The sequence below is a fragment of the Mycobacterium sp. 050272 genome (assembly GCF_039023525.1).
Taxonomy (GTDB): domain Bacteria; phylum Actinomycetota; class Actinomycetes; order Mycobacteriales; family Mycobacteriaceae; genus Mycobacterium.
Map to the genome: position 1 here is coordinate 86,675 of NZ_JBCHKV010000010.1, position 24,966 is coordinate 111,640.

The 24,966-nt window shown below is 65.2% G+C and carries 27 protein-coding genes and 2 pseudogenes; 15 read left to right on the plus strand and 14 right to left on the minus strand.

The window, feature by feature from the left end:
* Complete coding sequence (locus AAHS21_RS19490; protein ID WP_342929219.1) at positions 1-360, plus strand: hypothetical protein; 360 nt, start codon at positions 1-3, stop codon at positions 358-360.
* A gap of 41 nt (positions 361-401) precedes the next feature.
* Here the strand turns inward: AAHS21_RS19490 and AAHS21_RS19495 are convergent, their stop codons facing one another.
* Entirely contained in the window at positions 402-836 is a 435-nt protein-coding gene (locus AAHS21_RS19495; RefSeq protein ID WP_342929220.1) for an SRPBCC family protein, read from the minus strand.
* A 366-nt stretch (positions 837-1,202) separates the two neighbouring features.
* On the opposite strand from AAHS21_RS19495, the gene AAHS21_RS19500 reads away from it, so the two are divergent.
* Both AAHS21_RS19500 and AAHS21_RS19505 read left to right on the plus strand, forming a co-directional pair.
* Positions 1,203-1,601 carry a heme-binding protein gene (locus tag AAHS21_RS19500; RefSeq protein WP_342929221.1) on the plus strand — a complete coding sequence of 133 codons (399 nt, stop codon included), beginning with the start codon at positions 1,203-1,205 and terminating at the stop codon, positions 1,599-1,601.
* A gap of 77 nt (positions 1,602-1,678) precedes the next feature.
* Positions 1,679-2,169 (plus strand): annotated as a pseudogene (locus AAHS21_RS19505) (DNA topoisomerase IB); the annotation flags it as partial.
* A 34-nt stretch (positions 2,170-2,203) separates the two neighbouring features.
* Here AAHS21_RS19505 and AAHS21_RS19510 read toward each other — a convergent pair.
* The 3 genes from AAHS21_RS19510 to AAHS21_RS19520 form a co-directional block, all read right to left on the minus strand.
* Positions 2,204-2,695: an STAS domain-containing protein gene (locus AAHS21_RS19510; RefSeq protein ID WP_342929222.1), complete on the minus strand. Its 492-nt coding sequence runs from the start codon at positions 2,693-2,695 to the stop codon at positions 2,204-2,206.
* Positions 2,696-2,948: 253 nt separating this feature from the next.
* Entirely contained in the window at positions 2,949-3,998 is a 1,050-nt protein-coding gene (locus AAHS21_RS19515) for a helix-turn-helix domain-containing protein (RefSeq protein ID WP_342929223.1), read from the minus strand.
* Positions 3,999-4,044: 46 nt separating this feature from the next.
* Positions 4,045-5,232 (minus strand): glycosyltransferase, encoded by a 1,188-nt coding sequence (locus AAHS21_RS19520; protein ID WP_342929224.1) that lies wholly within the window; start codon positions 5,230-5,232, stop codon positions 4,045-4,047.
* Positions 5,233-5,448: 216 nt separating this feature from the next.
* Between AAHS21_RS19520 and AAHS21_RS19525 the strand changes: the two genes are divergently transcribed.
* A complete protein-coding gene (locus AAHS21_RS19525) occupies positions 5,449-6,381 on the plus strand; it encodes a chemotaxis protein CheB (protein ID WP_342929225.1) in 933 nt (310 codons plus the stop codon).
* Here AAHS21_RS19525 and AAHS21_RS19530 read toward each other — a convergent pair.
* From AAHS21_RS19530 to AAHS21_RS19540, 3 genes are read right to left on the minus strand one after another with little or no spacing between them, the layout of a single operon-like run.
* Positions 6,378-8,231 carry a CheR family methyltransferase gene (locus AAHS21_RS19530; protein ID WP_342929226.1) on the minus strand — a complete coding sequence of 618 codons (1,854 nt, stop codon included), beginning with the start codon at positions 8,229-8,231 and terminating at the stop codon, positions 6,378-6,380. The genes AAHS21_RS19525 and AAHS21_RS19530 overlap by 4 nt on opposite strands.
* A 51-nt stretch (positions 8,232-8,282) precedes the next feature.
* Positions 8,283-9,032, minus strand: a complete 750-nt coding sequence (locus AAHS21_RS19535; RefSeq protein WP_342929227.1) for an STAS domain-containing protein — start codon at positions 9,030-9,032, stop codon at positions 8,283-8,285.
* Positions 9,025-10,047 carry a chemotaxis protein CheB gene (locus tag AAHS21_RS19540; protein WP_342929228.1) on the minus strand — a complete coding sequence of 341 codons (1,023 nt, stop codon included), beginning with the start codon at positions 10,045-10,047 and terminating at the stop codon, positions 9,025-9,027. Before AAHS21_RS19540 ends, AAHS21_RS19535 begins: the two co-directional genes overlap by 8 nt.
* 130 nt (positions 10,048-10,177) lie before the next feature.
* Between AAHS21_RS19540 and AAHS21_RS19545 the strand changes: the two genes are divergently transcribed.
* Entirely contained in the window at positions 10,178-10,435 is a 258-nt protein-coding gene (locus AAHS21_RS19545; RefSeq protein ID WP_342929334.1) for a Rho termination factor, read from the plus strand.
* A 10-nt stretch (positions 10,436-10,445) separates the two neighbouring features.
* Here AAHS21_RS19545 and AAHS21_RS19550 read toward each other — a convergent pair whose 3' ends face one another.
* Positions 10,446-11,021: a hypothetical protein gene (locus tag AAHS21_RS19550; protein ID WP_342929229.1), complete on the minus strand. Its 576-nt coding sequence runs from the start codon at positions 11,019-11,021 to the stop codon at positions 10,446-10,448.
* An 89-nt stretch (positions 11,022-11,110) separates the two neighbouring features.
* Here AAHS21_RS19550 and AAHS21_RS19555 point away from each other — a divergent pair, with 89 nt between their 5' ends.
* Genes AAHS21_RS19555 through AAHS21_RS19575 form a run of 5 tightly spaced genes read left to right on the plus strand, consistent with a single transcriptional unit; the run spans position 11,111 to position 14,949 of the window.
* A complete protein-coding gene (locus tag AAHS21_RS19555; protein ID WP_342929230.1) occupies positions 11,111-11,821 on the plus strand; it encodes a glycosyltransferase family 2 protein in 711 nt (236 codons plus the stop codon).
* Positions 11,818-12,759, plus strand: coding sequence for an acyl-CoA dehydrogenase family protein (locus AAHS21_RS19560; protein WP_342929231.1), 942 nt, complete (start codon positions 11,818-11,820; stop codon positions 12,757-12,759). Before AAHS21_RS19555 ends, AAHS21_RS19560 begins: the two co-directional genes overlap by 4 nt.
* A 7-nt stretch (positions 12,760-12,766) precedes the next feature.
* Positions 12,767-13,537 carry a PIG-L deacetylase family protein gene (locus AAHS21_RS19565; protein ID WP_342929232.1) on the plus strand — a complete coding sequence of 257 codons (771 nt, stop codon included), beginning with the start codon at positions 12,767-12,769 and terminating at the stop codon, positions 13,535-13,537.
* A 32-nt stretch (positions 13,538-13,569) separates the two neighbouring features.
* On the plus strand, positions 13,570-14,160 hold the full coding sequence (locus AAHS21_RS19570; RefSeq protein WP_342929233.1) for an SAM-dependent methyltransferase: 591 nt from the start codon (positions 13,570-13,572) through the stop codon (positions 14,158-14,160).
* Between the two features lie 24 nt (positions 14,161-14,184).
* Entirely contained in the window at positions 14,185-14,949 is a 765-nt protein-coding gene (locus tag AAHS21_RS19575; protein ID WP_342929234.1) for an endonuclease/exonuclease/phosphatase family protein, read from the plus strand.
* Between the two features lie 4 nt (positions 14,950-14,953).
* Here AAHS21_RS19575 and AAHS21_RS19580 read toward each other — a convergent pair whose 3' ends face one another.
* Positions 14,954-15,247 carry a DUF3349 domain-containing protein gene (locus tag AAHS21_RS19580; RefSeq protein ID WP_342929235.1) on the minus strand — a complete coding sequence of 98 codons (294 nt, stop codon included), beginning with the start codon at positions 15,245-15,247 and terminating at the stop codon, positions 14,954-14,956.
* Between the two features lie 170 nt (positions 15,248-15,417).
* Positions 15,418-15,654 carry a CsbD family protein gene (locus tag AAHS21_RS19585; protein ID WP_342929236.1) on the minus strand — a complete coding sequence of 79 codons (237 nt, stop codon included), beginning with the start codon at positions 15,652-15,654 and terminating at the stop codon, positions 15,418-15,420.
* A 310-nt stretch (positions 15,655-15,964) separates the two neighbouring features.
* Here AAHS21_RS19585 and AAHS21_RS19590 point away from each other — a divergent pair, with 310 nt between their 5' ends.
* The 3 genes from AAHS21_RS19590 (at position 15,965) to AAHS21_RS19600 (ending at position 19,133) form a co-directional block, all read left to right on the plus strand.
* Entirely contained in the window at positions 15,965-16,759 is a 795-nt protein-coding gene (locus AAHS21_RS19590) for an NAD(P)H-binding protein (protein WP_342929237.1), read from the plus strand.
* A 146-nt stretch (positions 16,760-16,905) separates the two neighbouring features.
* Positions 16,906-18,699 carry a thiamine pyrophosphate-requiring protein gene (locus AAHS21_RS19595; protein WP_342929238.1) on the plus strand — a complete coding sequence of 598 codons (1,794 nt, stop codon included), beginning with the start codon at positions 16,906-16,908 and terminating at the stop codon, positions 18,697-18,699.
* 11 nt (positions 18,700-18,710) lie between these two features.
* Positions 18,711-19,133, plus strand: coding sequence for an anti-sigma factor antagonist (locus tag AAHS21_RS19600; RefSeq protein ID WP_342929239.1), 423 nt, complete (start codon positions 18,711-18,713; stop codon positions 19,131-19,133).
* Positions 19,134-19,141: 8 nt separating this feature from the next.
* Here the strand turns inward: AAHS21_RS19600 and AAHS21_RS19605 are convergent.
* Positions 19,142-19,324 (minus strand): annotated as a pseudogene (locus AAHS21_RS19605) (uracil-DNA glycosylase); the annotation flags it as partial.
* A 136-nt stretch (positions 19,325-19,460) separates the two neighbouring features.
* On the minus strand, positions 19,461-20,021 hold the full coding sequence (locus AAHS21_RS19610) for a hemerythrin domain-containing protein (protein WP_342929240.1): 561 nt from the start codon (positions 20,019-20,021) through the stop codon (positions 19,461-19,463).
* 365 nt (positions 20,022-20,386) lie between these two features.
* On the opposite strand from AAHS21_RS19610, the gene AAHS21_RS19615 reads away from it, so the two are divergent.
* Together AAHS21_RS19615 and AAHS21_RS19620 are read left to right on the plus strand one after the other, a co-directional pair.
* Entirely contained in the window at positions 20,387-21,256 is an 870-nt protein-coding gene (locus tag AAHS21_RS19615) for a sensor domain-containing protein (protein ID WP_342929241.1), read from the plus strand.
* A gap of 38 nt (positions 21,257-21,294) precedes the next feature.
* The gene (locus tag AAHS21_RS19620) at positions 21,295-22,266 is read left to right on the plus strand and encodes an aldo/keto reductase (RefSeq protein WP_342929242.1); all 972 of its coding nucleotides are present in this window, start codon (positions 21,295-21,297) and stop codon (positions 22,264-22,266) included.
* Between the two features lies 1 nt (position 22,267).
* Here AAHS21_RS19620 and AAHS21_RS19625 read toward each other — a convergent pair whose 3' ends face one another.
* Positions 22,268-23,035 carry an SDR family oxidoreductase gene (locus AAHS21_RS19625; RefSeq protein WP_342929335.1) on the minus strand — a complete coding sequence of 256 codons (768 nt, stop codon included), beginning with the start codon at positions 23,033-23,035 and terminating at the stop codon, positions 22,268-22,270.
* 92 nt (positions 23,036-23,127) lie between these two features.
* Positions 23,128-24,885, minus strand: a complete 1,758-nt coding sequence (locus tag AAHS21_RS19630; RefSeq protein ID WP_342929243.1) for a sensor domain-containing diguanylate cyclase — start codon at positions 24,883-24,885, stop codon at positions 23,128-23,130.
* Between the last annotated feature and the right edge of the window lie 81 nt (positions 24,886-24,966).

Here is a 24,966-nt window from a genome sequence, read left to right on the forward strand (position 1 = left end):
ATGACGGCTAACCATCCCCCGCAGCAGAGACAGCGTTCGACCGCCGACACCATCGCCACGATCACCATGTTCGTGCTCGCCGGGATCGCGGGTGCGCTGACCATCACGTTCTCCTTCTTTTTCGCGATGGCGACCGACTCGTGCGCGGGCAACCGGTGCGACACTTCGGCGCTCGATTGGGCCTATGTGGTGACGTGGGGCGGCGTCGGCATCGCGGCCCTCATCGCCGTCGGCGGCGTCATCCTCGCGGCGGCGCGCAAGCGGGTCATGTGGGTGTGGCCGACCACTGCGCTCATCCTGATCATCGTCGCGGTCGTTATCGGCTCACAGCTGGCCAACTCGGTGGCCCCGCATCAGTGATGGACGCCCGATAGCCTTGCGCTACCCAGCAACTCGGCGGGTTACTTCTCGAGCGCCTTCGCGCATGCGTCCAGGATTGCGAGGAAACTCCCGCGCAGCAGTCGGCGGCTGAGCGCTTCCAGCACTTTTCCTCCGGCCGCGGCCGGATGGGTGTAGTTGGTCAGCCAGTCGACGTGGGCCCCGTCGCCCGTGGCCGTGAACGTCAGGGTGCCGCCGTCGTGCTGGAACGGTGGAATCGACTTGACGATCAGGTAGGTGTAGCTGTGCGGCCGGTCATAGGCCGTGAGTTCCTCGCGGAAATAGGTACCGACGCCGATCACCTCGCGCAGCGCTCCGGGCCCTGGGCCAGTCGTGCCTTTGGCCCAATACCCCTTGAGGGCCAACGGTGCAGCGGCCAAATTGACGGGGTCCGCCAGCCAGTCGAAGACCTGCTCGAGTGGCGCGGCGATCGTTCGTTCCACGTGGATCTCGACCATCTGAGCTCCCGCCCGGCAGTTACGACATTGACCGCACGCCATGCTAGCCGCGGGTCGTACCGGCGCGGCATCGCGCACTCGGCTGGCAACGGCAGCCATCTTTGCGGTGACGCACGACGCCGCGATCGGTGCCTTAGAGAAATCATAAGGTGATTTTGCTGGTACCCGCTTCAGTTGGTCACGATTTGGTCACGACGTGCGGGTACTGACTGCCTGGGCGTGACCAAGCCGAGAACTGCCGTCGATCCAAGCGTTAGCTACACGCGCGATCGGTAGGTTGCCCACATCATCCTTAGCTACCTTGGATTTCGGGGAGTCGGGAGTCCCCGCGAATCAATTCGGATCGATTCGAAGGAAACACTGATCATGAATTTCAGCAGTATCGTCGCGCGCCGGCGAGTCGCGGGCATGAGCGCGGGCTGCCTGCTCGGAGGAATGGCCCTGGGCCTCGTCGCCGCGCCGTCAGCCACCGCCGCACCCGACTGCAGCCCCGCGGGTGTCAACGCCACGGTTTCCTCGGTACAGGGCGCGGCTGAGCAGTATCTCGCCGCTCACCCGGGCGCCAACCAGGTTGTCAGCGCAGCCTACGGACAGCCACGAGGGGAGGCCGCGTCCAGCCTGCGCGGCTACTTCACCGCGCACCCGCAGGAGTATTACGACCTGCGCGGCATCCTGGCGCCGATCGGCGACACCGAGCGCCAGTGCAACGTGTCCGCCCTGCCGGGCAACCTGGAATCGGCCTACCAGGAGTTCATGGCCGGCTAACTGCGCGCATAACGACCCGCCACAACGCCGTGGCGGGCCGTTTTGTGTGGAAGCCACGGGACTGGAGGTGATGATGCGGGGTGCAGCGCACCATCGCGGTCCAGGATGCCGACGTGGTCCGCGCGGTGCGCTCGCTGATGCGACGCCGCGGCGGTAGTGAACGATTACTGGTGTACCGCAACGCATCCGGATGGACAGATATCCGCGCCGAGGACCTCAATACCCGATTCAAAGAACTCGTCGGCGGCGAATTCACCGTCAAGGACCTGCGCACCTGGCACGGAACAGTGTTGGCGGCCGCCGCATTCGTCGACGCGGACCCGCCCGTATCCCAACGCGTGACCAAACGCGTTGAGGCCGCGGTGATGAAGGAGGTCGCCGAGGGACTGGGCAATACTGCGCGGTGGCACGCGGCTCATACGTCGATCCGCGAGTCGTCGTCGGCTACGAGCAGGGACTCACCATCGCGACGGCCGCGCAGCGCGCCGAGCGTGCGCGGCCGCCCGACGCGGCGCAGGAGATCCTCGAGAAGGCGACTCGTATGCTGATTCGGCGAGTAGCCAAGGGCGACAGGGTGTCTCGGTCGGCGCTGGCTAAGCCCGTCAGGCGGTTTTCCGTTGAGGTTCGTGTTGGCGGGGTGCGCCACGATAGTGCTGACGCCGCGCCTGTATCCGGTCGTCGACGAGCTGAAGTGCCTCGGGAACCGAATCGACAAGCGGCAGACCGTGGTTGGGGACCACGCGGGTGAGACGATCCAGCCGTGCGCCGCTGACCACACTCCAGTGGAGGCGGGCGCGCCGGTGTTCGCAGTTGAGCACAAGGAGCGTCCGAAAGCCGCTCATGCCAAGGAAATCCAGCTCGCTGAGGTCCAGGATCAGAGGAGCTTTCAGCTGCGAATAGCGGCGGATAGCGCCCCCCACCAGGTCGGCATTGGATGCGTCTATTTCACCGTCCACGCGCAAGACGGTTGCCAAGCTACGCGTATGCACATGTAGTTGCGCCCCAGCGCAATCGATCAGATGGCGGCAGCGTGGTTGCCCACGAAAATCTGTTGCATATCGAAAAGGTAAAGCAGTCATGAAAAGTGCGCCCATCTTGAGTGGATTGGCGACAGGGCGGTGACAACGATGTCCAGGTGGCCCCGAAGAAGTCGGCAGCTGTGGACTCAACCTGACCAGAGCCTAGCCGCAATACTCGAGTCCCGCATGTTCGGGTGACGGCACGCACTCATGTGCAATATCAAAATGGCAAGCCACGCAGTAGGTTTCTCATTCAGCTGCCATATTAACGATTCGCCGCGCGGCGTGGTTATCCGTCAAACGAAGTTGATTCGATGCGAATCACAGGCTAGCCGGATTGCCGCAACGTGGTATGCGGGCTCTGGCCGTAGGTCTGCCGGTACTGCACCGCGAACCGACCGGTGTGTACGAAGCCCCACCGCTGTGCGATCTCGCCGACTGTGGTCGTGGAGCGGTCGCTGGATAACAGGTCCAAATGCGCGCGGTGCAGCCGAACGCGCCGCATGTATCGCGTCGGTGTGGTGTCGAGTTGGTGTTTGAAGAGGTATTGCACCGCCCTGGGCGTCAGGCGCAACGCGGCCGCGACATCGTGGATCCCTACGTCGCTCGACGCGTTTCGGTGGATGAATGAAACAGCGTCTTTCAGTGCCTCCGGTACCTCCGGATCGCTCAGTACATCGTTGTCCGCGGACAGGGTGGACGGAAAACACTCGAGCAGTGCGGTCGCCATTACGCCGGCCGCCGATGCGGCGATCAGCGGTTGACCCACCGTATCCGCCGACGACAGGGTAGCCGTGACGTAATCCATTGCCCGGTGCCAGGCGCGCGTGGCGGCAACCGAGCGCGGGCGCGGGTCCAGGAATCGGATCTGCTGCGGCAACGGCGCATGGTGGCCGGCGGCGACCTTTCGCAGCACGTCTTCTCCGATGCTTACGACATCGAACTGCGCGGAATTGATGTGCAGCACACAAGGCATACCGTCAGCGACGAGCACCGGGCACTCGGGCTCGCTGGACGAGGCTATGGCGGTGGATAACGAACCGGCACGGGGTTGGATCACGAGAACGGATGTCGCCCCGGGAATTTCGCACCTGACCCGGCCCTGAATCAGAACCTCGTCGAGGTGCAGCGAGCCGGTATCGCAACGCCGGTGGGTAAGCGCCGATCCTCGGTCGAGACCCATGATTTGCCAACCCGGTGTGTAGGCGGCGGCAAAGAAGCGACGCGCCTGGGCCGGATCGAACGTGCGAAATTGCTCGTGTCGAACTGCGGTCGGCCGTGCCAATTTTCCAGGGTCACGGGCCGCCCCGTAGTCGGCGTTGCGCGATTCGGGCGATCCATCGGAGACGTCGACGGACTTCTCGGCGACGCTGGTCATGACTTCGCCGTCGGTGTTGTGAACTCACCGAAAGACTGCACACCGGTCACCGTGTGACCTCTTCCATCGCCTTCGCCTGCCGTCCCGACGGCAGGCGTCCCGCACTGAGTCTCCCATAAATGGCCAGGGAGTCCAGCGCAATCCGATTCCACGTATAGCGGGACATTGCCCGGTTTCTGCCTGCCGCGCCCATGCCCTCACAGCGAAACCGTTCCGCGGCAAGCATTCTCAAAGCGGCCGCCAGTTCTTTGGGGTTGTCGTCCGACAACAGATGGCCAGTCACATCGGTGATAACGACATCATTGAGCACACCGACCGGCACGCCGACTACGGCGACTCCGCTCGCCATGGCCTGCAACGCCGCCGTCGCCCGGGGCGCCTGGCGCGGTGTACAGGCGAGGACGTCGATGGATCGCAGCAACATCGGCAATTCGCTACCGGGAACGGGGCCGAGGAACCGCACCCGGTCGGCCACTCCCAACTCGGTGGTGAGCCGTTCCAGCTTCGCGCGCGCCTCGTCGTTTCTGCGGTTGGTCGGGTCGGTTTCCGCGACCACGATCTCAGCCGCCGGGACCCGAGGCAAGGCCTGGATTACGAGGTCAAAACCGTTACGCAGCAGAGGATTTGGCGCCAAACACAGAATGCGAAAGACATCGGAGCGGTCAAACGCCGGACCCACCGGGGTGTAGCGCTCGACATCGACACCCCCGGTGAGAACCGACGCTCGCTCCCGTCCGTGCCGCAATCTGGCCACCGTCTCGAGTTCCGAAGTGCTCTCGACGGTTACCCAGCCCGCGTTGCGTGCCAACAACGGCTCCAGGCGCTCACGTACCGCGTCTTCGCCCGTCCTGGCCTCAGGTGTCCTCGACGCACCGAAGCCCTGGAAAGTCTGGACTGTCAGCCCGCCGCTGCGTCGTGCGGCCAGCTGAGCCGCCAATCCGCCCAGCCAGCCGTACGCGTGCACGATGTCGGGTGGCTTGCCTGACCACTGCCGTTCGAGTGTGGCCGCCCAATCCCCGACGAACGGCAAAACGTCGGTCGCCGATCGCACTGCGCCGGGACCAACGTGCACCGAAACGATGCGATAGCCCCGGTCGGGCCGCTTTTGCTCGATGCGCCGATCACGTTGCCGCACGTAGACGGTGACGTCGCGTCCCAGAGCGGTCAGCGCGCTGCTGAGGTGCGCCGGGTCGTCACCAACGAAGTCGTCGCCGATAACGATCGCGATCTTCACGACAAAGTCCTTCCGTAGCCGGTTCGAACTCGCCAGTACTCCACGCGCGGTGCACCGCGGCGCCGCGGCGCCCGCGACAGGGGGCCGTACCCAGATAAATGTCGGCCCGAACTCATAAGTCCCGGCATTTTCGCCGGCCGGCGAACCACTTCGCCTCGCGGATACCTGCGGACTGGAAGCTGCGGCAGTACCGGCGGTGGGAGGAGACTAGAACCTATGACAACCGGCGAGCGCCGTCCCGGGGTCGCAGTGGTGGTGTTGGTGGCCTCGGCGGGTGGCTTGGACGCGTTGACGACGGTCTTACATGACCTGCCGGCTGATTTCGGCGCGGCCATCGTCGTGCAACAACATCTCGGTGGACAGTCCAGCGTGCTGCCGACGATTCTGCACAGGTCGACAGACCATCGGGTCAGCTGGGCACGCGATGGACAATTGGTCCAGCCGGGCGAAGTGATCGTGTGCCCGCCGGACACGCACATAGAACTGTCGTCGGGCGGCTCCTGTCGGCTGCGCACGATGGGATCACTCAGCGAACACCGCTTCGACGTCCTATTGGCATCGGCAGCCAAGTCATACGGACCGCGGGGGCTGGCGGTGGTGTTGTCGGGCTCCGGCAGGGATGGAGCCAAGGGGGTCGCGGCGATGAAACGGGCTGGCGCCTTCACCATCGCCCAGAGCCCGGAGACCGCCGAATACCCCTCGATGCCGATCGCGGCGGCCAAGGCCGGCGCCGACCTGGTTTTGCCGCTTCACGCCATCGGCGATGTATTGGCCAGCATCGTCGAGGGCGCGCCGCCACCCTGCCCATCCGTCGAAGCCGCGGCCGCAGGCTCAATGCCGGGTATCGACGACACCACTCCGGCGGAAAGAAAAGCGAGGAAAACAGGTGAAATGACCGGCGCACCGTCCGGCGGACCTCCCCAGCTGTCCTGGAACTGCACCGCCAATACCCCGGCGGCTCGCGCCGAGGCCGCCCGCCGACGCGCCGCCGAACTCCAGCGTCGACGTCAGGATCTGGCGGCAGGGCTTGGCGCCACGGCACAATCGGTGGCTATCGCCCGACGCCGCGCCGAAGAGTCACTGCGTCGCGCCGCGCAAGCACAGCAGGCCGCCAAACATGCTGCAGCCGACCGGGCAACCGGTAACTAAGGCCGCTGCTCGCTTAAAACCTCCATCAGAAGCAGTGCCCCTCCGACGGCCCCATCCCCCGAGCGAAATGACGTGCACGTCACCCGAACCCGCGCCGCCCGGCCACGCCGGTTGACCGCGTCTAGCACGGTTTCACCGAAGCTGTCCGGGTCGACGAACGCGTTGCCGATCAACGGCCGCACGGTCTCCAACGGGAGCCCAATATCCAGCGACGTCAGCCTGGTGCCGGTCGTCTCGTCGGCCCGCAACCCCCAGAGGTCCTCGCAGCCCCGGTTCCACACCACGACCTTCATCCCGCGGTCCACCACTACCATGCCCAGCTGCATCGAGTTGGTCAGCGAATCCAGGAAATTCTTCGCGTCGTCGAGTTCCAGGCTGCGTTCCCGCAAGGTGTCGTTGATGGTGTGCAGTTCGTCGTTGGTGGACTGCAGCTCCTCGTTCATGGTCTCGAGTTCTTCGTTGGTGGACTGCAATTCCTCATTGGTGGTCTCGAGTTCCTCCACCGTGGACTGCAGCTCCTCGTTCGTCGTCTCGAGTTCCTCGTTGGTGGACTGCAACTCCTCATAAGCCGCCTCCAGCTGGCGGTTGGTCTGCACCACCTTGTCCAGCAGGGCGCGCGTCGCGGTGACGTCGAAGAACACGATCGAAACCCCGAGCAGGCCGTTCTCGGCGTCGACCAGAGGATTGACGTGGATCTCGAACCACACCGTTTCGGCGCCGGGCCGCTGCCATTTGACGTCCGGAATCCGCGCCGAACGCCGCTCGACTTTCGCCTGCTCGAGGTAGGCGCGCAGCTCGACGGGCCGGTAAGAGACTTCGAGATCACGCAGCAGCCGGCCGATGTCGCGAGCCGACAGGCCGAAGACACTCTCGGCCTGCTGGTTGATCATCGCCACGGTGTCCTCGCCGGTGACCACGATCTGCGCCACCGGGCTGGCCCGAAAAGCTAACTCGCGCACCGTGGTCAAGCCCGGCAAGTCGCCGTGACGATCGTAGAACGCCGCCGCCGGGTCGTAGCGATCCACGCCGCCATGAGTACCGGCCGCCTTGCGAAAGATCCGATTCTTCAGGTTCAAGGGGGTGAAGCGGTCACCGTGGCTCAACAACATCTCGGCGTGCCCCAGGAACAAAGTGCCCTGCGGGCCGAGCGCGAAGTGTAAGCGTCCCAGCACATTTCGCTGAGTCTCGGCATTGAGATACATCAGGGTATTGCGGCACACCAACAAGTCGACGCGGGAGATGGGCGCATCCTTGACGAGGTCGTTGCGGCCGAAAATGACTGCGCGCCGCAGATCTTTGTGGAATACGTAGCGGCCGTTGACCTGATCGAAGTAGCGCGCCAGCATCTCCGGTGGAACCGACTCGACCGCTTTGGCATCGTAGGACGCGACACGAGCCTCGGCGAGCGCCTCCTCGTCGATATCGGTCGCGTAGATCTTGACCCGCTGCCGGAATTCGTCGGCCCCAAGCGCATCGGCCAAGAGCATGGCCAGCGTGTACGCCTCTTGTCCGGATGCACATCCGGCGCTCCATACCCGGAGCGGGTCGGTGGGTCCCCGCTCGGCAAGCAGCCGCGGAATGACCTCGGCTCGGACGAACTCCCAGGCTTCCGGATCGCGGAAAAACGCGGTGACGTTGATCAGGATGGTATTGAACAGCGACGCGAATTCGTCCGAACTGGCTTGCAAGACATCGAGGTATTCCTCGTAGGAGCTGTGGCCGGCGTGTTCCATCCGATGACGGACGCGACGCATCAACGACGTTCGTTTGTAGCCGGTGAAGTCAAATCCACGAGAATCCCGCAGATAGCGCAGCAATGCCTCAAACGACTCATCGGTGATGTCGCCCATGGAAGTCCCTCGAAGATCGACTGCGTCAGGACTTGAACACTACTCGCGGTGCTAGAGCTCGTTTTCGCGACCGACCAGTGCCCAGACCGTCTTGCCCGACGACGTGGGCGTGCTGCCCCACGCACGGCACAGCGCGGAGACGATGGACAGGCCCGAAAGGGTCGCTGTGCCGGATTCGGTTTCACGCCGGCCCGCCGGCTGCAGGCTGTCGTCTTCCACTGCGACCGTGACGGTGTCTCGATAGCTCTCGACGATCAGCACCGGCGCGCTGTCCGTATGGTCGAGGACATTCTCGACGAAGACCGTCGCCACCGTGCCCGCGACCGGAATCAGATGACTCTGGGCCCACGCGGTCAGCCACTCGGAGATCAACGCGCGGGCCAGACCGACACTCACCGCCCGGGCGGGAAGCTGGGTTCGCGCCCGGCGGCGGCCATCGAACGACCGATCCAGCGCGGCGTCGGCCGCGGCCTGGTGGTCGCCGTACACCGGCACGTACCGGGAGACACCGTTCGTGCTGATCGCGCGCCGCGACCGAAGGCTTTCACATACCAGCAGAATCGGCACGTCGGGCCAGGTGCTGACATGCCAGCGAGCGCTGGTGAACACCGACCACGCGGATTCGGCGGGTACCGAAAGGTTGTTGACATCGACGATCACCGCGCGCGGCTCGTCTAGGGCGGCTTTGATCACCGCATCGCGCAGGGTCCGGTAGGTGGTGCCGTCGAGCACTCCACCGATCGTCATGACCGCGACATCTCGGCGACGTTCGACGTCGACGTGGACCGATGACTCAACCACCGGCATCACCACGGTCATCGGTGCGGGCACTGGTGGCCATCAGTCGTTCACCGAGCACGCTCAGCGCGCGTTCGGTTTCCTCGGCCTGCGCGGTGTACCGGCGAAAGAGCGGACCGTGCCCGGCGCTGTCGGCCAGTTGCCGGGCCAGCTTGGCTTTTTCCTGCAGACTGCGCAGGGCGATCCAGAGCGCACCCTCGACTTCATCGTCGCGAGCGGCCAGCAACGCGTCGGGCGTCCAGGCGTGACCTACTCGGCAACGAAAGTGTTTCTCCCCGACCGCAACTAGTGATCCATTGCAATCCGGGCAGGTGTATCCCGACGCCGGACCCAAATCTTGGGCATCGAATTTCGTCGAGAATCGGGGCGTCATCGCGATGCGATTTTCGAGCTCGATCCTATGGTCGGGCTCCATATTCGGCTCCGTGATTTCACGATCCGACAGCGCTTTGAGCACTTCGCCGATGCCGGCCGCCGCAGCCTGTTGATCCAATACACCGGCGTCCTGCGCTTTTCCGGGCAGCGACGGGAATAGCGCATCATCGAGCGACTGGCCGATGGTGATTCCGCCGCGCGACCGGATCGCGTCCAGCCCGAGGACGCCATCGTCGAGAACACCCGACAGGAGCACCCCGACCGCGCGCGGCCCGAACGCCAACGCGACCGAGCTGAACAGCGCATTGATCGCCGGTCGATGACCGTTCTCGGTCGGCCCCTGTGATAGCACGACGCGACGCTCGTCGACGAGCAAATGACGGTCAGGCGGGGCCACGTAGATGTGGCCCGGTTCCAGCGCTGCGCCATTCTCGGCGTTGGCAGCGGGCACGGGTCCGCTGCGGTCGATGATCCGTGCCAGGACGCTCGGCGCGCCGGCGGGAATATGCAAGGTCATCAAATACGCGTACGGCAAGTCCATCGACAATCCGGAGGCCAGCCTCGACAGTGCCTCGACGCCACCCGCCGAGGCGCCGATGGCCACCACACCGCGCAGGCCGTTGTCGGTCGCTTGACTCACCATTTTCGACTACCCCGCTCCCGGGTAGGTAACCGCAGTGGTGACGGGCAGGTGTTTCGGGGCCTTGGTTTCACCGCGGTCAAGCCGGGAATTCTGCCGAAATTATTCCATCGATGACAGGAAGGTGACCATCGTGCCGAACCCGTCGATCAAAAATGAGAAGATGTATCGCGAGCTGCGTAAGCAGGGCAACTCCGAGGAAAAAGCGGCACGGATCTCCAACGCCGCCGCCGCGCGGGGCAAGTCTTCGGTCGGCCGCAAGGGCGGGGTGTCCGGTTCATACACCGACTGGACGGTGCCGGAGCTCAAGAAGCGCGCCAAAGAACTTGGTATGTCCGGCTATTCGGGCCTGACGAAGGACAAACTGGTCGCCAAACTGCGCAATCACTGAGCGCCGGCGTTCAGCCGGTGAGCCCGAGCCGGCCGGCGAGTACCAAGAAGGCCACCGCGTAATCGTTGTCGGCGGTCTGCGATCTGATGCTGCCCCAGTCGAGCCGCTCCCGGATTGCGCGCACGTGCGGTAGTAGCTTCGCGAAATCGCAGTGATGCTCGTTGAGGGCACGCAACTTCTGGATCAACACCATGGTGGGCGGCAACACGGGCATCCCGATTGCCAGCACGTCACGCTGCTCGGCGAAATCCAGGGTCGCCGGCTGCACCGGCTCGCCGTTCACGCGGTGTAGTACGTCTACGAAAGCCTCGCCAATGCACGCCTTGAACAGCCAATCCTCCGGCGGGTTTTCGATCGTGAACCCGGCGTCGCGCAGCGTGGCGGCCGCGGCGGCCACGTCGGATTCGGCGACTACCAGATCGACGTCATGGCTGGGTTCAGGTGCGCCGTACGCCCATAAGGCGTAGCTGCCGGCCAGCGCAAAGCGCGGACCGTTCTCCTTGAGTGCAGACGCCGCGCCACGCAACGCCTCGCGCAGTTGCGCCGAGCCGCCGTCCGATTGGATGGGTGCTGCCGTAGATGCCATGTGACTAGGTGATACCCGGCCGACCACGCGGGCAACCCGATTGTCATTTGTTTAAACAGTGGCGAATTGGGCAATCGCCAGGTATGTCTGTGCAGTCGCCTCGCAGCTACGATCGTGTCGTTGTAGTGGTCCCCGCTCACAACGAGAAGGCGCACCTCCCGGCGTGTCTGCGTGCGGTGGTGACCAGTGCGCTGTGCGTACCGATTCCGGTGTCCATCGTCGTCGTTCTGGATGCCAGCGACGACGACAGCGCGCGGCTGGCCGGCGAGTATGGGCCCGATGTGCACTTCATCAGCGTCGACGCTCACAACGTGGGCGCCGCGCGGGCGGCCGGCTTCGGCTATGGCCGCTCGCTGTGTCGCGATGACGACGAGTGCTGGTATGCCACAACGGACGCGGATAGCCGTGTCGACCCTGGTTGGCTGATTCATCAGCTCGGCGTCGGTGCGGACATGGTTCTGGGCGTAGTGCGTATCACCGACTGGCGCGAGCATTCGCCCGACACCGCGGCGCGCTATACCCAGGCCTACGAGTCTCGTCTGAGCGACCAGCACGATCACATTCACGGCGCAAACATGGGTTTCAGTGCCCGCGCGTACTGGCGGCTCGGCGGCTTTCGCGCACTGGCCTGCGGGGAAGACGTCGACCTGGTGGAGCGATTCAAAGCTGTCGGCTACCGCATTCACCGCGATACCGATCTGTCGGTCATCACCTCGGCACGAACCCAGGCCCGCGCCCCGCGCGGATTCGCCTACCAATTACGGCAATTGGGGAGAACGGCGGCGGGAGATCACGCGTGACGGCGGGGTTGATCAAGCACTGGCTGGATTCCGGACGACTCGAACTGCCACTGCCCGCGTCGGGACGCACGCTGGAACGCTGGCAACGTCTGGCCCTGCTCGCTGAAGAAGACGTCGTTGCGGCCCGCATCGTCGAGGCTCACGTCGACGCCGTTGCGATCCTCGACGAATTAGGCGGCAAGCCACCCGATCTCGGCCAGTTGTGGGGGGTGTGGGCCGCCGAATCACCCGATGCGGTGGTGACGGCCACCAACGTCAGAGGGGCATTCGTGCTCAATGGCACCAAGGTGTGGTGCTCGGGCGCCGGGTTCTGCACTCATGCCCTGGTGACCGCCCGCCTGGATGACGGCGAGCGCGGTCTCTTCGCGGTCGCCGTCGTCGACCCCGCGGTCAAGGCGTTGCCGTCCACGTGGTGGAACGCCGGGATGGCCGGAAGTGACACCCGGCCGGTGCAGTTCACTAATGCCCAGGCCGTTGCGATCGGTGATCCCGGTGACTATCTGAGCCGGCCCGGCTTCTGGCATGGCGCCATCGGCGTGGCGGCATGCTGGCTCGGTGGTGCGCGCCGGGTTGCCGAGCCGTTATACCGCTGTGCTGCAAGCGAATCAGCCGACGCATACACGTTGGCACATCTGGGTGCCGTCGACGCCGCGCTGGCGGCCGGCGAGGCGATGCTGAGCACCGCGGCAGCCCAGGTCGACGCCGACCCGTTCGACCGCTCCGACAGCGCCGAACTGCTGGCGCGCCGGGTGCGGGCGATCGTTGAACACGCCGCCGACGAGGCGATCACCCGCACCGGCCGCGCGTTGGGACCCGGCCCCCTGTGCCAGGACGGCCGACATGCCCAGCGGGTGGCCGACTTGAGCATCTACATACGGCAAAGCCACGCCGAGCGGGATCTGGCCGCGCTCGGGGAGCTTGCGGGCCAGCGGCGCTGAGGGTGACGTGAAGACACTATCGACTAGTAACTGCGCCAGGTTTGCGGCCAAGCCGCTGACCCACAGCGGTACACCGGCACCAGTATGGCTGGCCGCGCTCAACGACGAACCGCTGGCGCCACTGGATCTCACCGAGTGCCCGGGGCTGGTCGTCGTCGCACCCCACCCCGACGACGAGACACTCGGCCTGGGCGCCATGATCGCCCAGTTGGTCGCATCTGGCGTCGACGTTCAGGTCGTGTCGGTCAGTGACGGCGGCGCGGCGCACCCCGGGGCGACGCCACTGGACCAGAAGCGCATGGAGGCCACACGGCAGCACGAATTACGCAGAGCAACAAGCATTTTAGGAATCCCCGCACCGGTGTCGCTCGGCTTGCCGGACGGCCAGCTGGCCGACTACGAGGACAAGCTCGCCGAATTGCTTGTCGAGATCCTCGACCGGGCCGGCGTGCGACCCTGGTGTGCCGCCACCTGGCGAGGTGACGGGCATCCCGACCATGAGGCGGTAGGCCGCGCCGCCGCCACGGCCTGCGCACGCACCGACGCCGTGTTGCTGGAGTATCCGATCTGGATGTGGCACTGGGCCATTCCCCACGATCCCGCGGTGCCGTGGGATCGTGCGCATTCATTACCGGTGCCCGCTTGGGCGGCGGCCCGCAAACGCCTTGCCGCGCAGTGCTTTCGCAGCCAATTCGAATCGAGTCCCGGCTCGCCGCCCGTGCTGCCGACCTACGTCCTGCCGCGACTGATGGCCGTGGGCGAGGTGACGTTCCGCTGAGTGCTCGCCTACCCGACGCCTATTTCGACCAGATGTATGCCGACGCCGACGATCCGTGGCAGTTGTCGACACGGTGGTACGAACAGCGCAAATACGCGATCACGCTGGCCATGCTGCCCAACCGCCGCTATCGGCATGCCTTCGAGCCCGGCTGTTCGATCGGTGCGCTGACCGCGCAGCTGGCACAGCGCTGTGACCATGTGACCGCGGTGGATGTGGCCGACGCCGCGGTACGTAGTGCCGATATGCGGCTGCGGCAAGCGGGGTGCCGCGACCGGGTGACGCTGGCCCGGTCTTCTCTCGATGAGTCGTGGCCGGCCGGCCCCTTCGATCTGCTCGTGCTCAGCGAAATCGCCTACTACCTCGAAGCGGAGACGCTCGCCGCAGTGTTGGCCTCCGAACGCGTTCGGCTGCAGAACGGCGCGAATGTTGTTGCCGCACACTGGCGCCACCCAGTGGCCGACTATCCGCTTGCCGGTGATGCGGCCAACGCCATCATCGCGCGAACACCGGGCCTGACATCGCTGGGCCGCTACCAGGACCGTGACGTCGTCATCGAGGTCTTCGATACCGGCGACGGCCGCTCGGTGGCGGCTCGCGAAAAAGTGCCCGGAGCCCAGTAGCGGGAAATCGGAAGCTGAAAGTCTATGCGCGTAGCGACCTTCAACATCCTGCACGGCCGCACCGTGGGCGACGGGGTCGACCCGCAGCGGCTACTGGACTGTGTGCGCCGCCTTGATCCCGACATATTGGCGTTGCAGGAAGTCGACTGTGACCAGGAGCGGTCCTCGCGCGCCGACCTCACCGCATTGGCAGCCGAAGCGATGGGAGCAGTGGAACACCGATTCGTGGCCGCGATCTCGGGCACGCCAGGCGCGACATGGATGGCGGCCACCGGCGATGAACAACCCGGGACCGCTGCGTACGGAATCGCACTACTGTCCCGATTCCCAGCGGCCAGTTGGCAAGTCGTGCGACTGCCAAGGATTCCAATGCGGTTTCCGATGTACCTGCCCGGCCCCGACCGGGTGATGGTCGTCGACGAAGAACCTAGAGCGGCGGTCATCGCCCGGCTGGACACACCATTGGGTCCGCTGACCGTGGCCAACACGCATCTGTCCTTCGTGCCCGGCTGGAATCGGCGCCAATTACGCCGCCTGATCGACGATTTACGCGGATTTCCCGGTCCGAGGCTACTGACCGGTGACCTCAACATGACGCCACCGGCAGTGCATCGCTGGTCGGGGATGCGGGCGCTCGCGACGGCCGACACATTTCCGGCGCATGCTCCGGACCGCCAGCTCGACCACATCCTGACCGATGACCGCAACCTGTGCGGCACCACGACGCAGACCGAGCCCATGCCGATCTCCGATCACCGGCCGCTGGTGGTCGACCTCGATCGTGGGTGACTGATTATCCGCCGTGAGCAACCGTATCCGGCCCGCCAATCGCAATGAGTCGCCGCCGGACCCGCTTGATGTCTTCGGGCGAGGGCATTTCATGGATGTTCCGGGTGATCTCCACGCCGATATCGGCGTCATCGATCGGGCACCCGCGCACCGAGAGTTCCCACGCGATTTCGCAGACTTCGTCCTCGGAGACGCGGCGCGGCAGCAGAGCCAGCAGCGAAAGGTAGCCAACCGGCGGCGCGCAGGTGGGGTACCCGTTTCGTAGAAAAGTGAGAATGCTCGACATTCGATGGCCCATCTCCCACGACCTCACTGTCCCCGGCGCGGCCCGACGTCCGCGGTTCCTGCCAGGGGTAACCCGGCGTCGAGGGTTGAAACCATCGACCGGCAGTTCGTTGCCGATACCGTGCACGACGCGCCAAATGGGGCCGGCCCACCACTGCGCCGGCCCCACTCGAGTCTGGCGAATTACTGGTGCTCTTTTTGGCGCTCTTCGGCGGCCTTGGCGCCGCCACGCGCGGCATCGGCTTCGGCTTCCTTCTTTGCCGCTTCGCGCTGAGCATCGGCCTTGTCCTGCTGGGCCTTGCCCTCTTCTACGACGTCGTCGCGACCCACCAGGGTCCCGCCGACCTCTTTGGCCTTGCCCTTGATGCCCTCGACGGCTCCTTTGATGCCTTCTTCTGGACCACTGTTCTGATCGCCCATAGCTCGATCCTCCCTCTCGGTGTTGGTGAGCTTGCGCTCGCTTAATCGCGGATGGATTGACCAACTCGTCTGAACTGGCGCGAGCGGCGTGACCACACAAGCCATCTGCCATTTCGATCAATTCGTCCGCACATTACGAATTCCCGCCACATCGCGCGCCAAACGGATGCGGCGAAATCCGATCGGTCTCGCCTGGTCAGCGGGCTGATGGGAGCCGGCCCAATTCGTCCGTTTCGACAGATGTTTCGCGGGTACCGCAGTCCTGCCCGCCGCGCGACCGAAAGTAGGTGCCGCCACGACCACCGTCGCTGTGATCGGAGCCACCGGCACGGCCGGCTCCCGCGTCGCCGCCAGGTTGCGCGGTCGCGGCGTCGCGGTGGTCGAAGCCTCGCGTGGTGGTGGCGTGGACCTCCTTACCGGGCAAGGCCTCGCCAATGCACTCGATGGCGTCGACGTCGTCATCGACGTGAGCGACCCGGTACCCGACCATGCGCACGCCGATATTGTGCACACACTCAACGCCGCATATCACAACCTGGTAATGGTATGTGGCGCCAAGGGAATTCAGCGATTGGTCGTGTCGACGATCGCCGGCATCGAGGACCCCGTGTTCGACGAGTTTCCCTACTTCGCCGCCAAACGGGCCGCGCACGATGTTGTGCTCGAAGGGTCGGTGCCGGCCACCATCGTGAGGTCCACGCAATGGTTCGAATTCGCGACCAACCCGGCCGCGGTGGACTTCGACGACGGTCACGTCGTTGCCCAGGACTGGTTGATTCAGCCGGTCGCGGCCGACACCGTCGCCGACGTGCTTGTCGAGGCCGCGCTGGGTCAGACACGTACCCCGCGCACGATCACCGGTCCGGAACCCATCCGGTTGCCCCGACTGGTATCCAAGCTGCTTGCCGCGCAAGGCGATGACCGCGCGGTACGCGTCGCAGCACCCGAACTCGACGCGCTGGCGACCGGAGCGCTGTTGGCGCCCGGTCACGCGATAGTCCTTGGTCCGGGTGTCGATAGCTGGCTGGACGGCGTGACACTCGACGGCCAGGCCGGGGCACCGCGAGTGGCGGCCGCCAAGGATGTGAGCCGACCGGACAGCTAGTCCTGTTCGGAGGAATACCTTCGACCATCCCGGGTATCACGCAACGGGGGTATGCGATTCCGCACGCTCACGCGCATTGCGGTACCGGTCCAAGGCGTCCAAACGATTTCAATGTCGAGCGGCAGCGGCTGTGAGGAGGGAATCTGATGTCCAAGATGAAAGTGGGTGACTACCTGCTGGAGCGGCTGCGCGCGTGGGATGTTGAACATGTCTTCGGATATCCGGGCGATGGGATCAACGGAATCCTCGCCGCATGGGGGCGCGCCGAAAACCAGCCGAAGTTCATTCAGGCGCGCCATGAGGAGATGAGCGCCTTCGAGGCGGTCGGCTACGCGAAGTTCACCGGACGGGTCGGAGTGTGTATCGGTACATCAGGGCCCGGTGCGATCCATCTTCTTAATGGCCTCTATGACGCAAAGCTCGACCACGTACCGGTCGTGGCCATCGTCGGACAGACCAACCGCAGCGCCATGGGCGGCTCCTACCAGCAAGAGGTCGACCTACTCAGCCTGTTCAAAGATGTCGCCAGCGATTACGTCCAAATGATTACTGTGCCAGAACAATTGCCCAATGTGCTCGATCGCGCCATCCGGATTGCTATGACCGAACGCGCCCCGACCGCGGTGATCATCCCGGCCGACGTACAGGAGCTGCCGTACTCGGCGCCCACCCACGCCTTCAAAATGGTGCCGTCGAGCTTGGGTATCGAGTGGCCGGCGACCTCCCCCGACGATGCCGCGATCGCGCGTGCGGCCGCAATCCTCAACGAGGGCAACAGAGTTGCCATGCTGGTCGGCACCGGCGCGCGTGGGGCACGTGACGAGCTGATCGAAGTCGCCGAACTGCTCGGGGCCGGCGCGGCCAAGGCTTTGTTGGGCAAGGACGTGCTTTCTGACGAATTGCCCTGGGTAACTGGGTCTATCGGCTTGCTCGGTACGCGCCCGAGCTACGAGCTGATGCGCGACTGTGACACCCTACTGACCGTGGGATCCAGCTTCCCTTACAGCCAGTTCCTGCCGGAATTCGGTCAGTGCCGCGCCGTGCAGATCGACGTCAACGGCAAGTTGATCGGAATGCGCTACCCCTATGAGGTCAATGTTGTCGCCGACGCGAAGGTCGCCCTGCAGGCGCTGATCCCGCGCTTGATCCGTAAAGAGGATAGGTCCTGGCGGGAGACCATCGAGAAGAACGTGGCGCGATGGTGGGAAACGATGCAAAAAGAGGCAATGGTCAGCGCCGATCCGATCAACCCGTTGCGACTGTTCGCCGAACTCTCCCCGCAGCTGCCCGACGACGCGATTGTGACCGCGGACTCCGGATCGGCCGCCAACTGGTACGCGCGAAACCTCAAGTTCCACAGCAATATTCGTGGTTCACTGTCGGGCACTCTCGCCACCATGGGCCCAGCCGTTCCGTACGCGATCGGTGCGAAATTCGCTCACCCGCAGCGACCTGTGATCGCGTTCGCCGGAGACGGTGCGATGCAGATGAACGGCATGGCCGAACTGATCACGATCAAGCGTTACTGGCAGGAGTGGGATGATCCACGCCTGATCGTGGCGATCCTGCACAATAACGATCTCAACCAGGTTACGTGGGAAATGCGGGCCATGGGTGGAGCGCCGAAATTCGTGGAATCCCAGACACTTCCCGACGTCGACTATGCCGCGTTCGCCGCCGGCTTAGGTCTAGGCGCAGTGGCCGTCAAAGACCCTGAGGAGCTCTCGGACGCTTGGCGTGACGCGTTGGCCGCTGACCGTCCTACTGTGCTCGACGTCTACACCGACCCGGACATGCCGCCGATACCGCCGCATGCGACGTGGGAACAGTTCAAGGCGACCGCCGCCGCGGTGCTGGCCGGCGACGAAGACCGGCGGGGATTCATCAAGGAGGGCCTGATAACCAAGGCCCAGGAATTCCTGCCGCACAAGAACAGTTAATCCCGCCAGCTATGAATGCGGAGATCGCCGAACCGTTCACCACCCAGTTGGTACTGAGCAACCAGCTGAGGTCTGAACTCGGCGACACCCGCAGTAGATTGCGGGCGGTGGTCCAGCGCAGTCGTTCCGCGGTGATCATCCACGCGGGCGGCGAGGTCGACGCGTTCAACGAGGAAACCTGGCGACGATTAATCGGCGAGACCGCCAACGCGGCGCCCTCGCCCGGATCATTCGTCATAGACCTCAACGGATTGGGTTTCATGAGCTGCTGCGCATTCGGTGTGCTGGCTGCTGAGGCGCGACGATGCCACGAGCGCCGCATCGCTTTGCGCCTCGTCAGCGGGGAGCCGCGGGTCAGACGCTTCGTCGAAGCGTGCGGGTTCGACAGCCTGCTTCCGATCCATCCGACGGCCAGTGCCGCGTTAGCTTGCTGACGGCATACCTGCTGCCCGGGCTGCTCACCGACCAACATGATCGGGGCGTTGGCCGTACCGTGGCCGAAGACGGTCTGGGTGGCCTTCTCGAAAAGTGCGCACCCCTGGCATCTTTCGGCTGCTGCCGCCAGCGAACGAAGCGAACGCTTCTCGGGCAAGTACCGCTCGGCGCCCTTCTTTGCGGCGATCATGGTTGCTCTCAGGCGACGAACTGCCGGACGAAGCGGCGTTGGACCAGCTCGTCGAGAGTCGATTCTTCGCACGACAGGAAGTAGCCCAAGGACGTCATGCCCCTGGGCGTACCCCTGCCTACCGAGCCGAAACGGGTCAGCCCTTGCCGATAATGGCGTCGCGAGCCCGATCCAGCATGGCCGCGAACGGGCCGGCGACCAGATTGGCCACTTGCGACTCGACCCCGGCATGCGGCCGGGTGGGCGCGATCGCTTCGGCAAGCTTGGCGGCGCGGCCCATGGTTTCAAGCTCGTGACTGCTCAATTCCTGGCCCAGCCGGGCGAACTCGTCCTTCTCTTCGTGTTCGGCGTGCTCCAGGACGGCGTCGCGAAGTCCCGTCAGCAGCTGGGTGAATTCCTCGCTGTCGACGTCGAGCTTTTCCAGCTGCTGCAGGACGGTCTTGGCCTCGTGCTCTTCCTGCAGCCGCTGCCCCACCACCGCTTCGCCATTGGCGATCTTTCGCTTGGCGCGCGGGTGAACGATTTCTTCCTCGACGGTTTCATGCACGGCGAGCAGTCGCCGCAGCTCGACGAAATTCTGCTCACGTGTCTCCCCCTTCGCCGCAAGCGTTTTGGCGAATAGAGACTTGATCTGCTCGTGCTGACTGGAAAGAAAGTCGACGACGTCAGTAGGCGTCGTGATGGCACTGTCAGCCATAGTGATGTCCTCCCGAAATATTCCGGTTGTCACGCGCGGGCTGTTTCGCGCGCTCCCTGTCGCCTACCCACCGACCAAATCACCAAACCTGCCGGCCGGTCAGGCCAGGTTGTGGACACTGCGGCGCCGCGGCTGACGTCACAACTACCGATGGCCTAGCTCCCGGTACTACAGTCTGGGCAGGATCCCAGACTAAGGAGGCCGCGACGAACCCTCAGGATCCGTTCGGACACAATCCCTTTAGCCCGGAGTCGCTTACCTACGATCCGCTGGGCCGCGTTCCGTACGGCCCGCCGCCGGTCGGACCGCCGGTCTTCTCGCCGCCACCCCCGCCGCCGCCGCAGCCCGTCAACACGTTGGCGACGTTGTCACTGGTGTTCGCGTTCGTGTTCGCCCCCATCGGCGCGCTTCTCGGGCATCTCGGCCTCGCCCAGATTCGCCGCACCGGTGAGCTCGGACGTGACCGGGCACTTGTTGGGTTGTCCCTGTCGTATGCGTTCGTCACGCTGACCGTCGTCGCGCTGATCGGGTGGGCCACGCTGTCCACGCTGTCCGTCTCGCACCCCCGACAGAGCGCCGCGCCGGCAATCACGGCGACCCCCGGCACCACCACCGAGACGCCGCCGCCACCCAAGGTGGCACCGGATGACGTCATCAGGCTGCTGCCGAAGCTGGATGCCCTGAAAAGCCTTACCAACGACCAGAACCTGGAGGCCGGCCAAACCTGGGATCGGCCAAGTAAAAGCGATACAGACGCGACAATCGATCGGCCGCAGTGCTGGGGCGCCGTGATGCCCGGCGCCCCGGAGGCCTACGACCTCAAGGCCATGCTGCGGTATCGCGCGGAGGCGTTCGCCGATACGCAAACCCTGTTGAATTCGATCCAGGTGATCCAGGCGGTCATGGCGTTTCGTGATTCGCCGACCGCGCAGACACAGGGCACGAAGCTGGTCGACGGCTGGCGCGATTGCGGCGGGGCACCGGTGACGCTGACCGCCCGCGGCGGCCCGATGTACACGTTGTCGCTGAGCCCGCCCGCCGATGCCGGCAACGGCATCACCACGATGGATCTGGCACCCAAGGGCCTCAAGGTGCGATTTGTTCGGGCGGCGGCGGCCAAAGCCAACGTCGTGGTCGACCTGTATGTCGTCAGCCTCGGCACCACCGATGCCAGCGGCCCCCGCCAAACGGCCGTGAGCATCGTCAACTACATCCTCAACAAGATCCCCGACTGACCATCACACGTGCCCGCCTGGCCCAGTACGGTGAGCACATGAAATATCTCGACGTCGACGGAGTGGGCCGGGTCAGCCGGATCGGGCTGGGCACCTGGCAATTCGGCTCGCGAGAGTGGGGTTACGGGGACGAGTACGCCGCCGGCGCCGCCCGCGACATCGTGCAGCGATCGCTGGCGATGGGGGTGACGCTGTTCGATACCGCCGAGGTCTACGGGCTGGGCAAGAGCGAGCGGATTCTCGGCGAGGCGCTCGGCGACAAACGTGCCGAGGTCGCGGTGGCCAGCAAGATCATGCCGGTCGCACCGTTCCCGGCGGTGATCAAGCAGCGCGAGCGGGCCAGCGCGCGGCGGCTGCAACTGGACCGCATCCCGCTGTACCAGATCCACCAGTCCAACCCTGTCGTCCCCGACTCGGTGATCATGCCGGGCATGCGCGACCTCATCAACAGCGGTGACATCGGCGCGGCCGGCGTCTCGAACTATTCGCTAGAGCGCTGGCAAAAAGCCGATGCCGCGCTGGGCTGTCCGGTCATCAGCAATCAGGTCCACTTCTCGCTCGCCTTCCCGAAGGCGCTCAAGAAGCTGGTGCCGTTCGCCGAACGAGAGAACCGCGTCGTGATCGCCTACAGCCCACTGGAACAAGGGCTGCTGGGCGGCAAGTACAGCGTCGATAATCGTCCCGGCGGCGTCCGTGCGATCAACTCGCTGTTCGGTACCGAAAACCTGCGGCGCCTCGAGCCATTGCTGCAGTTGTTGCGCGATGTCGCGACGGAAGTCGACGCCAAGCCGGCCCAGGTTGCGCTGGCCTGGCTGATCAGCTATCCGGGCGTGGTCGCCATTCCGGGCGCATCCAGCGTCGAACAGCTCGAATTCAACGTGGCCGCGGGCGACATCGAGCTGCCCGTCGCGTCTCGCGACGCACTCACCGAGGCGGCCCTGGCGTTCCAGCCGGTGTCGCCGGTTCGCTTCGTCACCGACCTGGTGCGGGAGAAGCTCACCGGTCGCTGAGCTAGGACTGATTGGCCTCGGCGAAAGCGGCCGGGCTCGACGGCGCGCCACGGGCGACGACCAGCGGCATCGACGTCGACGAATTGGTGCGCAGGATCGTGTGGACCACGTCGATCAGGTCTTCGACCGGCATCAACTTGCCCGGCATGCAGCCGCGCGAGACCCAGAGCGGGTAAGCCTGCATGGTCAGGTCCATGTCCCAGCCGGCGTTCATCCCGGTCGCCGCCTCACCCTCGCCGCCAGCGCACTCGCCCACGATCAGGTTGGTGAACCCGACGTCGGGATGTTCGGATCGCCACGCCTCGACGAGTCGTTCCAGCGCCGCTTTGCTGACGCCGTAGGCGCCGAGCCCAGGCCAGGGCGGACCGTAGGGGCCCGCGTCGGAGGACAGGTACACCACCTTGCCCGCCGACTCGGTGAGGTGGGTCATCGCCGCCGCGGTCACCAGCGACGCTCCGACCACGTTGGTGTCGAAAATCCGGCGCCACGTCTGCGCGTCGGTGTCGACCATGCGGACAAGTGGGCTGATGGCGGGGGTGTAGACGATGTTGTCGATGCCGCCGAAAGCGTCGGCGACCGCACCGATGGCCGACCGGCACGAGGCCTGGTCGGTGATGTCGCATTCGACGGCGATCGCCCCCGACCCGGCCTCCTTGGCGGCGGTGTCGAGGCGCTCACGCCTGCGCGCCAGCAAAGCGACCCGATCGCCGCGTTGGGCGAGCCCGATGCCGATACAGCGCCCCAGGCCACTCGACGCGCCAACCACCACTGTCCGTGACATATTTGCCCTCTCCTGTAACGCAAGACGCTGTCGCGAAAAACCTACCCGATGCCGTCTGGCGCGCGGCGGCAGCTCGCTGCCTAACTCTGCTGAACAGTGTTCCTGGCGCCCAGCTTGGCCTTGTACATGGCCGCGTCTACCCGGGAGGTGACGGTGTTGACGGACTCGCCGGGAAAGGCAAGCGTGGCGCCGATGCTGAGGGTCGCGCGGACCGTCTTTCCGGAGGCGTGGATGGGTTCGGCGGCGCGACAACGAATCTTCTCGGCGATCCGGGTGAGCTCGTCGGCGCTGCGCACACCGGGCAGCAGGACGAGAATCTCGTCACCTCCGGTCCGGCCGACGGTGTCGCCGCGGCGAACGCTCTTCTGGATCCGTTTTGCCAGAGTGGCGAGCACGACGTCGCCAATGCCGTGTCCCCACGTGTCGTTTATTTCTTTGAAATGGTCGATGTCGCAGTAAAGAACCCCCACGCTGCTTCCAGCGGGCTGTGATTCCTCCAGCGCGGCGGCGAGTCGACCTAGGGCTTCGGCCCGGTTTGCCAGGCCGGTAAGGGCGTCGAACCGCGCCAGCTGTTCCAGCCGCTGCTCGGCCTCGACCTGGGCGTCGACGATGCGCATCGCGGCGATCAGGCCGTCGGTGTTGCCTTCGGCGTCGACGTACGGCTTGCCGTGGCCCTCGACCCAGCGGTACTCGCCGTCGGCGGCATGCACGCGGAACCGTTGGACCACCGATTCGCCGGCCGCGACCCTGTTCACCGCGGCACTGACGGCCTCGATGTCGAGTGGATGGATGTAGCGGTCCAGATCCGCGCCGACCCAGGCATGCGGCGGCCGGCCCAGCGCGGCCTCTACGGACGGCGAGACCCACGCGAGCTCACCGCCGCGCAGGTGTACGACGATGTCCACCGCATTGTCCGCGAGGATGCGATAGCGCGTCTCGGCCTCGGCGCGTTCCTTACTCGCCTGCTCCTGCTCTATCAGCAGTTTCTGTTCGCGCTGGGTGAAGAAGAACGTGATCGCCCCGACGATGGCGGTGCCCAGCAGAATCGAGAAGGTCCATACCGTCTGCTCACCGAACCCGAGCCACAGAAAGATCGGCCGCGCCACCGCGACCACGATCGGAAAGCCGGCCAGAATCGCCGCCAGCCGCAGCAGTGACGCCTTGTCGGGGCGGGCGAGCAGCCAGGCGACCGGGAACCGGTCGGGGCGTGCCAGCACTATCGCGGCGTCGAGCAGCAACAGCGCGAGGGCCGTCATCAGCGCCTGGCCGGTCGTGGGCGAGGTGCCCACCAGCGCCAAGGCATCGAACAGGTAGGCCCCGACCGTGACGAACGGGATGGCCCCTCCAGCGGTGATGAACGCGGGCCACAGCACTGGGGCCTTGCCATCGCCATCCACCCGGATCAGCCCGGCGGCGGTCGCCAGGAACAGGGACGACGTCGCGGTCTGTGGGCTCGGCCGGCCCGGCCAGGTCCATCCCGACGCGCGCACCGCGTCGCCGAACCACAGTTCGTCCAAGCCGGCCGACCCACGCGTCACGTACTCCACCAGCGTGATGAGGGCTAAGACTCCCACCACCAGGGCCAAGACCCGCGCGACGAACACTCGGCCCCACGATGGGTCACCCGACTGCGCCCAAATCGCCACCCCCAGCGCCACCAGCCACACGCCGGTCCAGGGCATCATCTGCGGCCAGTTCGGGTGGATGCGGGTCAACCGGTCGACACCGGTCGCCCAGCCGACCCAGGACAGCGTCGCGATAACGAACACGACCGACAACGCGGTTCGACGGCACCAGGCGACATCGTTTACGCATGCGTCGGGGTTCGATCTCTGCACGAGCTGCCCCTTCCCACGCGGCGGCGCAACCGTCATTGTGCATGGGAAGGCAAGCAAATGGCTGGGCCCAACGTCACTAAT

Coding starts and splice junctions, on each gene's coding strand:
- AAHS21_RS19490 (WP_342929219.1), top strand. CDS start 1: ATGACGGCTAACCATCCCCCGCAGCAGAGACAGCGTTCGACCGCCGAC.
- AAHS21_RS19495 (WP_342929220.1), bottom strand. CDS start 836: ATGGTCGAGATCCACGTGGAACGAACGATCGCCGCGCCACTCGAGCAG.
- AAHS21_RS19500 (WP_342929221.1), top strand. CDS start 1,203: ATGAATTTCAGCAGTATCGTCGCGCGCCGGCGAGTCGCGGGCATGAGC.
- AAHS21_RS19510 (WP_342929222.1), bottom strand. CDS start 2,695: ATGGGCGCACTTTTCATGACTGCTTTACCTTTTCGATATGCAACAGAT.
- AAHS21_RS19515 (WP_342929223.1), bottom strand. CDS start 3,998: ATGACCAGCGTCGCCGAGAAGTCCGTCGACGTCTCCGATGGATCGCCC.
- AAHS21_RS19525 (WP_342929225.1), top strand. CDS start 5,449: ATGACAACCGGCGAGCGCCGTCCCGGGGTCGCAGTGGTGGTGTTGGTG.
- AAHS21_RS19530 (WP_342929226.1), bottom strand. CDS start 8,231: ATGGGCGACATCACCGATGAGTCGTTTGAGGCATTGCTGCGCTATCTG.
- AAHS21_RS19540 (WP_342929228.1), bottom strand. CDS start 10,047: ATGGTGAGTCAAGCGACCGACAACGGCCTGCGCGGTGTGGTGGCCATC.
- AAHS21_RS19550 (WP_342929229.1), bottom strand. CDS start 11,021: ATGGCATCTACGGCAGCACCCATCCAATCGGACGGCGGCTCGGCGCAA.
- AAHS21_RS19570 (WP_342929233.1), top strand. CDS start 13,570: ATGTATGCCGACGCCGACGATCCGTGGCAGTTGTCGACACGGTGGTAC.
- AAHS21_RS19575 (WP_342929234.1), top strand. CDS start 14,185: ATGCGCGTAGCGACCTTCAACATCCTGCACGGCCGCACCGTGGGCGAC.
- AAHS21_RS19580 (WP_342929235.1), bottom strand. CDS start 15,247: ATGGGCCATCGAATGTCGAGCATTCTCACTTTTCTACGAAACGGGTAC.
- AAHS21_RS19585 (WP_342929236.1), bottom strand. CDS start 15,654: ATGGGCGATCAGAACAGTGGTCCAGAAGAAGGCATCAAAGGAGCCGTC.
- AAHS21_RS19595 (WP_342929238.1), top strand. CDS start 16,906: ATGTCCAAGATGAAAGTGGGTGACTACCTGCTGGAGCGGCTGCGCGCG.
- AAHS21_RS19600 (WP_342929239.1), top strand. CDS start 18,711: ATGAATGCGGAGATCGCCGAACCGTTCACCACCCAGTTGGTACTGAGC.
- AAHS21_RS19610 (WP_342929240.1), bottom strand. CDS start 20,021: ATGGCTGACAGTGCCATCACGACGCCTACTGACGTCGTCGACTTTCTT.
- AAHS21_RS19620 (WP_342929242.1), top strand. CDS start 21,295: ATGAAATATCTCGACGTCGACGGAGTGGGCCGGGTCAGCCGGATCGGG.